Consider the following 10,991-nt stretch of genomic DNA (forward strand, 5'->3'; position numbering starts at 1 on the left):
GCCCCGGGGCGCTCCTTGCTAGTGCCCCGCGCCGAGGCCGCCGCTCAGGCGTCCGTGCATCTTCGACGTGGCCTCGTTCATGCCCTCGATGATCACGCGCTTGCCGAGATGCTCGTACTTGGTCTGGATCGCATCGAGCGCAGCTACCGTCGAGGCATCCCAGATGTGCGAGTTCGTCATGTCGATGATCACGCGCTCGGGGTCGTGCGTGTACTCGAACTGCGTCGTCAGATCGTTGCTCGACGCGAAGAACAGTTCGCCGTTGACGGTATAGCGAACGGTCGGAACGGATGCCTCCCGGTCGGTCTTGCGCGTCACGGAGACGAAGTGCGCGACGCGACGTGCGAACAGCACCATCGCCGTCAGCACACCCGCTCCCACGCCAATTGCGAGATTGTGGGTCCAGACCGTGATTGCGACGGTGATGAGCATGACCGCGGTCTCGCTCTTCGGCATCCGCTTGAGGGTCGACAGGCGCACACTGTGCCAGTCGAAGGTCGCGACCGAGACGACGATCATCACGGCGACCAGGGCCGCCATCGGGATGACAGCGACGACGTCGCCGAGCGCCAGTACGAGCACGAGCAGGAAGACGCCGGCGAGAAAGGTCGAGATGCGCGTGCGAGCGCCGGATGCCTTGACGTTGATCATCGTCTGGCCGATCATCGCGCAACCGCCCATGCCGCCGAACGCGCCCGAGAGGATGTTCGCCGCGCCCTGGCCGAAGGCCTCACGGGTCTTGCGCGAGTGGGTGTCGGTGATCTCATCGACGAGCTTCGCCGTCATGAGCGACTCGAGCAAGCCGACGATCGCGACCGCGGCGGCGTAGGGCGCGATGATCGCGAGCGTCTCCATCGTCAGCGGCACGTTGGGGAAGAAGAGTTCCGGAAGGCTTTCGGGAAGGTCGCCCTCGCCGCCCACATTCGGCACGTTCAGCCCGAAAACGACGGCGGCAGCGGTGAGCAGGACGATCGCGATGAGGGGAGCCGGGATCGCCTTCGTGATCATCGGCATCAGGTACATGATCAACAGCCCGATGACGACGAGCGGGTACACAAGCCAGGGCACGTCGATCAGTTGCGGGAACTGCGACGTGAAGATGAGGATCGCGAGGGCGTTGACGAACCCGACCATCACCGAGCGCGGAATGAAGCGCATGAGCTTTGCCACGCCGAGCGCGGCCAGCACGATCTGGATCGCGCCACCGAGCAGCACGGTGGCGATCAGGTAGTCCATGCCGTACTCGCGGGCCACGGGGGCTACGACGAGCGCGATGGCACCGGTAGCGGCCGTGATCATGGCCGGACGGCCGCCGAGGAACGCGATGGCGACGGCCATCACGAACGACGAGAACAGGCCGACGCGCGGATCGACGCCCGCGATGAGCGAGAACGCGATCGCCTCGGGGATCAGCGCGATGGCCACGACGAGGCCGGCGAGAACTTCGCGGGTCAGCAGTCTGGGACTCCGCAGCGCCTGCATCACGGTCGGCTCGATGCGATAACGGGACTTCGGATCGTGCACGGGAATGACGTCGGTCATGGCGCTCCTGACGGGGGAGGGGTGGAAGTGCGCGACGGCACGCGGGGTCGAGGATGTCGACCTGAGAAGATGGGGGAGGCGCGGACGAGGCGCCGATTCCCAACCCTACCGTAACGTAAGGTTTGTCCGCGAACGAGTCCTCGGGAGTGACGTGAGTACCAGCCCAGCGCCCATGCATATCGGCGAGGTGGCCGAGCGCACATCGTTGTCGCTGCGGACGCTTCGTCACTACGACGAGATCGGTCTGATCGTGCCATCCGGCCGCACCGAGGGTGGCTTTCGTCTGTACACCGAAGAGGATGTCGCGCGCATCATGCTCGTTCGGCGGATGAAGCCGCTCGGTTACTCGCTCGACGAGATGCGGACCGTGCTCGACGCGTTCGGCGAACTCGCTCGGGACCCCGCATCCGTCGAGCATCTCGCCGCGATCCGAGAGATCCGCGATGCGGCGGAGGATCGGCGGCGGAAGCTCGTCGAGCAGGTCGCGATGGCCGAGGAGTTCCTGGACCAGTTGGCGTCGGTCGAGGCTCCCGGTGACCGCCGACCGTCGAGTGCCTGAGATCGGCGCATAGACTTCGATCTATGAGTATGGCGGATGGATCTGAGGAGTGGACGATTCTCGGCGACCCCACCCGCGCCCGGATCGTGAGGCTGATCCGCGATTCGCCGGATGGGCGAGCGCTCGTGGGGCGTCTTGCGGAAGCGCTCGGACTCCGTCAGCCGACCGTCAGTCATCACATGAAGGAGCTGACGGCCTGCGGCATCGTCGCGCGCCAGCCGGAGGGCCGACGGGTCTGGTATTCGCTCGACCCGCGCAATGCCGAACGTGTCGACGCTCTCCTCGGTGCCGATTCTCCGGGTCCACGCGTCGAGCTCGATCTGCCCCGCATCATCGACCGCCTCACCGAGCGGTACCGCGGAACCTTCAGCCGAGAGACGATCGAGCGATATGTGACCGAGAGTCACGACCTGATGTCGGCGAACAATCCGACGACGCTGATCGGGTCCCGCACCGCGGCGTTCGCGACCGGTCGTCTCGATGCCCTGGCTCGTTCGAACGCGCCCCGTGGAGCCGTGCCGGAGGTCCTCTTCGTCTGCGTCGAGAACGCGGGGCGGTCGCAGCTCGCCGCGGGGATCCTGCGACAACTCGCCGGCGACCGTGTGATGGTCCGGACCGCGGGGTCCGCGCCCGCCGGTGCCGTTCGCACGACCGTCGTCGCCGCGCTCGATGAGATCGGCGTCTCGCTCGGCGGAGAGTTTCCCAAGCCGCTCACCGACGAGGCCGTCCGTGCCGCCGACGTCGTCGTGACCATGGGGTGCGGGGACGCGTGCCCGGTCTACCCCGGTCGCCGATACCTCGACTGGGATCTCGAGGATCCGGTCGGCAAGTCCCTGGAGACGGTGCGGGGCATCCGTGACGACATCGAGTCGCGCGTGCGAGAACTCCTGGTCGAGCTCGCTCCGTCCTGATCGTTGGTTTCGCGTTCAATCTAATTGATAGATGTGGGTCTATGCTTTCGAGTGAGGAAAGCGAGCCACCATGAACGGCGTATCACCCCAGCACCTGTTCCCGACCCGACGCCTTCGGACCGTCGTTGCCGCCGCGGTCGTTGCGAGCGCGCTCGCGCTGAGCGCGTGCGCAGGCGAGCCGGGGGACGCCGAGTCGACGGGCAGCCTCGAAGGCGCTGTCGTCACCGATGGGTCATCGACCGTAGCGCCATTCATCAACGCCGCCTCGTACCTGTTCGAGGCCGTGGAGCCAGACGTCGATGTGGTCGAGACGATTTCGGGCACGTCGGCCGGGTTCCGGGCGTTCTGCGATGGCGAGACCGACATCTCGAACGCGTCTCGTGCGATCTCGGACGACGAGATAGCGACGTGCGAGGAGGCCGGCGTCGAGTTCACCGAGATCATCGTCGCCAACGATGGCCTGTCGGTCGTCATCAATCCCGAGAACGACTGGGCCACGGATCTCACCCTCGAGCAAATCGCCACCATTTGGGCGCCCGACTCAGACGGCGAGATCACGAACTGGAACCAGGTCGATCCCGATTTTCCGGATGAGCCGCTGGTTCTCTTCGGCGCTGGCGGCGACTCGGGCACCTTCGACTACTTCAGCGAGGCCGTCAACGGTGAGGAAGGCGCGCTCCGAATGGACTACAGCGCCTCCGAAGACGACAACGCGACGGTCGAGGGCGTGGGGCGAGAGCTCGGCGGCATCGGCTTCCTCGGTCTGAGCTACGTCGAAGCGAACGAGGGAGCCATCGTCGCCGCATCCGTCGACGGCGTCTCGCCCGACACCGAGACCGTGCAGGACGGCAGCTACACGCCGCTCAGTCGCCCCCTGTTCATCTACGTCAACAATGCTTCCTACGCGGACAAGCCCGAGGTGCGGGCATTCGTCGACTTCTCCGTCGAGAACGCGGTGGACATAGCGGATCGGGCGCTTGTCGTGCCGCTCACAGACGAGCAGATCACCCTCGCTCAGGACGAACTCGCCTCACTCCGCTGAAACGCCTCACCCCGCTGATAAGGAACACATGATGCACATCGTCGCCATCGGCGGAAGCGACGCGGGAATCTCCGCCGCGCTCCGCGCCCGCGAGTTGGACCCCTCGGTCGACGTGACCGTCGTCGTCGCCGACGAGTATCCGAACTACTCGATCTGCGGTATCCCGTACTACTTCTCGGGTGACGTGCAGCCGTGGCAGTCCCTCGCCCACCGGACGCACGCCGACCTCGAGGCGACCGGCATGCGCCTGCGGCTGAACACGCTCGCGACCCGGATCGATGCGGGGGCGCAGCGGTTGACCGTCCGCGATCAGGGTGGAGAATCCGAGATCGCCTACGACGAGCTCATCGTCGGAGCGGGCGCGCTCCCGACCTACGCCGGCATCGCGGGACTCGGGACGCTCGGTCCCGAGGACGGCGTTCACGTCATTCACTCGATGGGCGACACGTTCGCGCTCGATGCTCATCTCGCCGAGCGCGAGCCGCAGACCGCAATCATCATCGGCGCCGGATACGTCGGCCTCGAGATGGCCGAGGGGTTTCGCGCTCGGGGCATGCGCGTGATCCAGCTGCAGCGCGGTCCGGAGGTGCTCTCAACGCTCGATCCGGAACTCGCGGCCACGGTCCACGCCGAGTTGCTCGAACACGGCGTCGAGGTGCACACGGACACGCTGGTGCAGGCCGTCGAGAAGACGGATGCGGGACTCGTCGTGCACGCCGATCACCTCGGGCAGCGGGTCGCGCACACGGCCGACCTCGTGCTCGCCGTCGTCGGGGTCCGCCCCAACACGTCGCTCCTGGAAGACGCGGGAGCAACCGTCGGCGCCGGGCGCGCAGTTGTCGTGGACGAGCAGATGCGTACCGGTCTGCCGCACGTCTTCGCCGCGGGCGACGGCATCGTCACGCACCACCGACTGCTGGGCGTGACGTACCTGCCGCTCGGAACCACAGCCCACAAGCAGGGTCGCATCGCGGGCGAGAACGCCCTCGGCGGGCAGGCACGTTTCGCCGGATCGGTCGGAACGCAGGTCGTGAAGGTGTTCGGCGTCGTCGCGGCGCGCACCGGGCTCCGCGAACACGAGGCCGTCGCAGCCGGCTTCGCGCCCGCGACGACGCAGACCGCGGCCGATGACCACAAGCGCTACTACCCGGGCGCCCAGCCGATCGACATCCGCATCACGGGCGACACCGAGTCCGGCCGCCTCCTCGGCGCCCAGCTGGTGGGCCGCCTCGGCACCGAAACCGCCAAGCGCGTCGACACCTACGCAACCGCCCTGTTCGCCGGACTCTCGGTCGAACAGATCAGCGACCTCGACCTGTCGTACACACCCCCGCTCGGCTCGCCCTGGGATGCGGTTCAGGTCGCAACGCAGGCCTGGTCTCGAGTTCACAACACCATCGGAGTAAACGCATGACCACGGCAGCCGCAATCACGAAGCCCACTGTCCTCTTCATCTGCCAGCACAACGCGGGCCGCTCGCAGCTCGGCGCTCACCTGCTCGATGTCGTCGCGCCCGGCGAGTTCGTCTCGACGAGCGCGGGACTGAAGCCCGCGGCCGAGATCAACCCCGTCGTCGCGGAGTCGCTGCACGAGCTGGGTGCCGATACATCCGCTGCTCGTCCGCGTCTCGTCACCGAGGATGACCTTGCGGACGCCGATGTCGTCGTGGTGATGAAGCCGGGGCTTGCACTGCCCGGACCGGTCGCCGGGCGGCTCGTCGAGTGGGAGTTCCCGAACCCCGAAGAGTGGGACCTCGACGGCGTACGCGGAATGCGCGACGCCGTCGCGACGCAGGTCCGCCAGCTCGCGGCGGACCTGACGGCTGCGCGATAAGCCTCGCCCGCCCCGCCCCCACGCAGACCGAAACACCCCTCGTGCAGCGAAACCCCCATTGTCACGGGGTGTTTCGACGGACGAGGGGTGTTTCGCTGATAATCGGCGGAGGATAGGGGATTCGAACCCCTGAGAGCTTTCACTCAACACGCTTTCCAAGCGTGCGCCATAGGCCACTAGGCGAATCCTCCTGGGGCCCTCGCGGGCCGCCGACCATCCTATCGTGCCGCCCGCATGTCTGCCGCCCGCTGCCCGAACAGCGACCTCGGCACCAGGGCGGCGGCCCAACGCGTGCGCCTGTCCGCGGTAGCGACCATGCCCGCGCGAACGGCCCGGACGGCATCGTCGAGCGGCTCACCCGATCGGCGTTCGCTCGCCGATCTCGGTGGGGCGTAGCTCGCGTGCTCGATCGCTCCGACGAGCACGGCCATCGCCGCAGCATCCGCTCCCGCTTCGTCGACCAGTCTCCGCCCGAGCACCCGGGGCGATTCGCCGCGAGGTAGGGCGATGCCCAGGTCGAGAGCCGTATCGGATGCCTCGGCCCAGGCCGCTGCGGCATCGCCCGTGTGCGCGGCGATCAGCCGGTGCCGACGCCGAATCGCGCGCCACACGCCGGGCAGTGCGAACACGGCGATAACCGCAAGGACGAAGCCGACGGGCGGTCCCGCGCCGACGGTCGTGGTTCCGGCGGCAGAGTCGCTCTCATCGAGCGCGTCGGTCTGGTCCGGTCCCAGAGATGCCGAGGGTGCCTCGGGCGCAAGCGGCGCCGTCTCTTCGGTCAAACCGTCGGCCGTGCCCGGCGTCGTGGACGAGGCGAAAGCCGTCGGCACGCCCAAGCTGTTCGTCGGCTCGAACGGAATCCATCCGATGCCCTCGAAGTGGACCTCGGGCCACGCGTGCAGCTGCGAGCTGTACACCTCGTGCACGGTCTGCTCGTCGATCGAATCCGTTGTCGCCGTGCCGGGCAGATACCCGACGACGATGCGCGCGGGCATGTCGAGGGTCCTCGCCATGATCGCGAACGCCGAGGCGAAGTGCACGCAGTAGCCGCTCTTCACATCGAGGAACTCCTGGACCGCCTCCAACCCCGTGCCGTCGAACCCGGCTCGGACGGGTGCATTGAGCGAGTACTCGAACTCGACACCGCGGAACCACCGTTGCAGCGCGACCAGGGCGTCGTAGTCACTGCTGGTCGAGGAGGTCACGGCCAGAGCCTGCTCGCGGATCGCGGCCACGGCGGGGTCGTCCTCGGGTAGATCGAGTGTCGACGAATCCGGCCCGATCGCCGCCGCGGACGAGCGGATGCGTTCGGCGGAGGGTCGCGGCACGTCGTATGTGATCTCGTACTCCTGCCCCTGCGGCGAGGAGGAGCGCGAGATGACGGTCCTGTTCTGCGGCAGCACCGACCAGTCGCCCTCGAGACCGTCGAGGTTCACCGCCGGGTAGGGCACCGGCAGCCAGGGGCTCACATAGTTCACGACCTGCACGGTCGCGGTGTACTCGGCAATGGGCACATCCGAGTCGACGACGAGCGGCTCGAACTCTTCATCGAGCGATGTGCCCACGCCCCGATCGGGCTGCCACTCCTCGCCGTCGAAGCGTGACAGTGTCACGGCGCGCAGGTACGGCGGGGTCGGCGCGTCGCTGCGCACCTGCAGCACGGCAGTGTCTTCCGGGCGCCGCAGATCGCGACCGAGGTCGAGCGACGGGTCGATCGAATTGCCGCGGATGGCGACGATGCTCGTGCCGCCGGGTACCGGCGCGGGCAGAGCGGGTGTCGCGACGATGGCGACGACGAGGGCTGCCGCCCCCACACCCACGGCCGTGACAGCCGTGCCGCGTCGCGTTCCCGCGGTTCGTGCGCGATCGGCATCGACCGCGCCGTTGCCGCCGCGGTCTCGGGTGGCGGTTTCGACTCCCAGCAGCAGTAGGAGGCCCGCGGCGAAGGCGATGAAGGTGCCGACATCGACGCTCTGGGGGACCGCGATGGCGGGGATGAGATAGACGGTGATCAACGCCACGGCGGCGAGCAAAGGCATCCGTGCCGAGACGACGACGTGATCGATCGCGATCGTGAGGAGTCCGGCCGCGGCCACGATCAGGAACGACAGGGCTATGCCGGCGTCCAAGGGCGCGGCGCCGTCGCGCACCTGCGACATGGCCGCGTCTACGAGAAGCGGAATGTCGCGGAAGGTCGCGGGCATCGGGATGACGCCGAACAGGGCGGAATCACGGAAGAACACGACGGTAACGGTGATGACCCAGACGCCGATGCCGATCAGGCTGACCGCGAGGGCGGGCAAGCCGTAGCGCCGCGCGACGTATCCCGCGGCGAGCACCAGCGCGATGATCGCGAAGGATCCCATGAGCCACGCGCCCGGTTCGACGACGCGAAGGAGGGGCAGGAGTGAGGTCGACACCCCGACCAGCACGGCCAGCGCGAGTCCGACCGACGCCCGGGTGCGGTTTTTTGAGCGAGACCGGGCCTTAGGCGAAGACATGATGCGCTCCGCGGTCGGCAACATCGGACCACACGTCGGACAAATCCGCGTCAGGCCCGATTGCGGCGGTCCGCCACCCTGCCTGCGTCGCGCGCTCGAGCGCATCTGCGGATGGGCTGCCGGCGAGCAGGATCGGCAGGCTCGAGTGGTGGGCCAATGGCGCCAGAGCATCCGCGTCCTGAAGGCGCAGGATGCCCGTGATCAACACGAGCGGACCGGCCTTGGCGCCCGCGTAGCGCTGCGCGAGACCCGGCAGTGTGTCGTCGCGGCGAGAGACGAGGGAGGCGAATCGCAGCAACATCTGTTCGACGTCCTCGGGGGCATCGATCCCCGGCAGAGGCTCGCACAGGGGCGTGCCATCGGTGTCGAGAACGTCGACCTGGTAGCCGTCGCGGGCAAAACGCAGGACGATCGAGACACACGTCGAGAGCGCAGCTTCGAATGCGGGATCGGCTCCGGTGTCGTGTCGAGCGGAGGGATCCCACCGTGGGGCCCCGAGGTCGAGGAGGACGGTCGCAGCCGGCGTCGACTCCTGCTCTTCTTGCCGCACCATCAGGGTGTCGCGGTGAGCCGTTGCTCGCCAGTGGATGCGGCGCATCGAGTCCCCGGGAGCGTAGGGGCGCGCGATCAGGTTGTCGGCTCCCTGCCCCAGCTGGTCGGACGACGCATGCAGGGCGCCGCCCGCTTCACCCGCCGAGATCGCCACGTGCGGGAGGGGGATGGTCGCGGGCACCGCCACGATTCGGGTGTCACCCGCGGGGGCGTGGGTGCGGCGCACGAGACCGAACGGGTCGATCGTGCGAAGCGTCAGAGGACCGACGCTCCAGACCCCGCGCCGCACCGCCCGCGCCGAATAAGCGATGTCGAGCGGTTGATCGACCCCCGCGGCGCGCGTGGCGAGGCCCGAGGCATCCCCTCGTGCGTCGCCTTCGAGCGCGTCGGGGAGGCCATCCGACCACTGGATCGTCCCGAACGGAGAAAAGCTCCGCATGGTCACCCGGGCATGCACCTGGGTTGACGACCCGACCGGCACGACATCCGGGCGGAGGGTGCGCTCGGCTTGGCCGACCCGCCGCCCCGCGTGCAGGACGATGAAGCCGGCCACGAGCAGCGCGACCAGCAGGCATCCGATGTACATCAACTCGATGATCCCGAGTTCGCCGGCCAGGATGAAGCTGACGATCGCGAGCACGAGCGCACCCGTGCCGCGCAGGGTCAACGGCCAGCCGCGCCTCATGAGCGCGCCGCGACCGGTACCCGAACCGTGGCGGCGATGCGGTCGATGATCGCGGCGACCGTGTCCGTGCCGCCCCGCGCGCGTGTACCCGTGACGCTGCGCGTGGGAATCAGGCGGTGCGCGAAGACCGGTTGCAGCAGGGCGATCAGGTCGTCGGGAATGACGAAGTTGCGGGCATCCAGCGCCGCCCAGACCTTCGCCGCACGCACGAGCTGAAGGGTTGCTCGCGGGCTCGCGCCGAGCCGCAACTCGGGGTGCGATCGTGTCGCCTGCGAGAGCGCGACCGCGTACTCCCCGACCGAGGGAGAGACGTGAACACTGCGCGCGAACGCGATCATCCGCGACACCTCGGCGGTCGTCACGACGGGTTGGAGGGCGTCGAGGGGATTGACGGTATCGCGCTGGCGCAGCATGAGCGCCTCGGACGCCGCATCGGGGTACCCCATCGAGATGCGGATCATGAACCGGTCGCGCTGCGCCTCGGGCAGGGCGTACGTACCCTCCATCTCGAGCGGATTCTGTGTCGCCACGACGAGGAACGGATCGGGCAGCGGATGCGTCCGGCCATCCACGGTGACCTGACCCTCTTCCATCGCCTCGAGCAGTGCGGACTGGGTCTTGGGGGAGGAGCGGTTGATCTCATCGGCGATGACGATGTGGGCGAAGATCGCGCCGGCCTTGAACTCGAACTCACGCTCCGCGGGGTCATAGACCGACACTCCGGTCACATCACCGGGGAGCAGGTCGGGTGTGAACTGGATCCGTCGCACGCTCGCGTCCACGGATGTCGCCAGGGCCTTCGCAAGCATCGTCTTACCGACACCCGGTACGTCCTCGATCAGCAGGTGCCCCTCGGCGAGCAGGGCCACGAGGGCTGAGCGGACCGCCGCGGGTTTGCCGTCGATGACGCTCGAAATAGATGAACCGATCGCCCGGGTGAGTTCTGCAAACCTGTCCGCATCCATGGGGAGGGGGGGCGCGGGCGAAACCCGGCGCCGCACGTCGGCCCCGTCGAGCAGCTCGGCAGGTGCGGGTGAATCCGGCATGCGACCCCCTGGATCGTCGTCGGGTGGAGGGATCGGCATCGACCCCGCGTTACCCAATCGTAACCCGGGAACCGCGCGGGGAGGCCGGGAGTTGCCTGACTCCACGGGGATCCCCCGGGTCAAGGCATCCGCTCGTTTTCGGCGCCGGGGGAGGGATGGTTAGACTGGTATCAGCTCTCCGCGCGGCGGTATCCCGGCCAACTCCCCCAGGACGGAAACGTAGCAAGGGTAACCAGGCTCTGCCGGGTGCGCGGAGAGTCTTACTCTTTCCGGCCGCTATCTTCGCGGTCGATCCGTGGGTAGGTGGCACGACGCCTAGG

9 protein-coding genes, 1 tRNA gene and 1 other RNA gene are annotated in these 10,991 nt (G+C 67.9%); 6 read left to right on the top strand and 5 right to left on the bottom strand.

From position 1 onward, the window contains the following. Positions 1 to 18: 18 nt before the first annotated feature. Positions 19 to 1,542, bottom strand: coding sequence for a SulP family inorganic anion transporter (locus CGU34_RS04235; protein ID WP_036298285.1), 1,524 nt, complete (start codon positions 1,540 to 1,542; stop codon positions 19 to 21). Between the two features lie 172 nt (positions 1,543 to 1,714). Here CGU34_RS04235 and CGU34_RS04240 point away from each other — a divergent pair, with 172 nt between their 5' ends. The 5 genes from CGU34_RS04240 to CGU34_RS04260 all read left to right on the top strand — a co-directional run bounded on the left by CGU34_RS04240 (position 1,715) and on the right by CGU34_RS04260 (position 5,887). Continuing rightward, a complete protein-coding gene (locus tag CGU34_RS04240; protein WP_100813364.1) occupies positions 1,715 to 2,101 on the top strand; it encodes a MerR family transcriptional regulator in 387 nt (128 codons plus the stop codon). A 23-nt stretch (positions 2,102 to 2,124) separates the two neighbouring features. Then, positions 2,125 to 3,012, top strand: a complete 888-nt coding sequence (locus CGU34_RS04245) for a metalloregulator ArsR/SmtB family transcription factor (RefSeq protein WP_157811221.1) — start codon at positions 2,125 to 2,127, stop codon at positions 3,010 to 3,012. Between the two features lie 70 nt (positions 3,013 to 3,082). After that, the gene (locus CGU34_RS04250; protein WP_100813366.1) at positions 3,083 to 4,054 is read left to right on the top strand and encodes a PstS family phosphate ABC transporter substrate-binding protein; all 972 of its coding nucleotides are present in this window, start codon (positions 3,083 to 3,085) and stop codon (positions 4,052 to 4,054) included. A 31-nt stretch (positions 4,055 to 4,085) separates the two neighbouring features. Continuing rightward, entirely contained in the window at positions 4,086 to 5,468 is a 1,383-nt protein-coding gene (locus CGU34_RS04255; RefSeq protein WP_100813392.1) for an FAD-dependent oxidoreductase, read from the top strand. Further along, on the top strand, positions 5,465 to 5,887 hold the full coding sequence (locus CGU34_RS04260) for an arsenate-mycothiol transferase ArsC (protein ID WP_100813367.1): 423 nt from the start codon (positions 5,465 to 5,467) through the stop codon (positions 5,885 to 5,887). Before CGU34_RS04255 ends, CGU34_RS04260 begins: the two co-directional genes overlap by 4 nt. Positions 5,888 to 5,993: 106 nt before the next feature. On the opposite strand, the gene CGU34_RS04265 is transcribed toward CGU34_RS04260, so the two are convergent. The 4 genes from CGU34_RS04265 to CGU34_RS04280 all read right to left on the bottom strand — a co-directional run bounded on the left by CGU34_RS04265 (position 5,994) and on the right by CGU34_RS04280 (position 10,590). Next, positions 5,994 to 6,078 (bottom strand) — tRNA-Ser (locus CGU34_RS04265). A 27-nt stretch (positions 6,079 to 6,105) separates the two neighbouring features. Then, positions 6,106 to 8,388 (bottom strand): transglutaminase family protein, encoded by a 2,283-nt coding sequence (locus CGU34_RS04270; RefSeq protein ID WP_157811222.1) that lies wholly within the window; start codon positions 8,386 to 8,388, stop codon positions 6,106 to 6,108. Then, positions 8,375 to 9,625, bottom strand: a complete 1,251-nt coding sequence (locus CGU34_RS04275) for a DUF58 domain-containing protein (protein WP_100813369.1) — start codon at positions 9,623 to 9,625, stop codon at positions 8,375 to 8,377. Before CGU34_RS04275 ends, CGU34_RS04270 begins: the two co-directional genes overlap by 14 nt. Beyond that, positions 9,622 to 10,590: an AAA family ATPase gene (locus tag CGU34_RS04280; protein WP_198517680.1), complete on the bottom strand. Its 969-nt coding sequence runs from the start codon at positions 10,588 to 10,590 to the stop codon at positions 9,622 to 9,624. Before CGU34_RS04280 ends, CGU34_RS04275 begins: the two co-directional genes overlap by 4 nt. A gap of 250 nt (positions 10,591 to 10,840) precedes the next feature. On the opposite strand from CGU34_RS04280, the gene ffs reads away from it, so the two are divergent. Beyond that, positions 10,841 to 10,937, top strand: an RNA gene (gene ffs, locus CGU34_RS04285) — signal recognition particle sRNA small type. The last annotated feature ends 54 nt before the right edge of the window (positions 10,938 to 10,991 follow it).

It is taken from the genome of Microbacterium lacus (assembly GCF_002812805.1).
GTDB lineage: Bacteria > Actinomycetota > Actinomycetes > Actinomycetales > Microbacteriaceae > Microbacterium > Microbacterium lacus_A.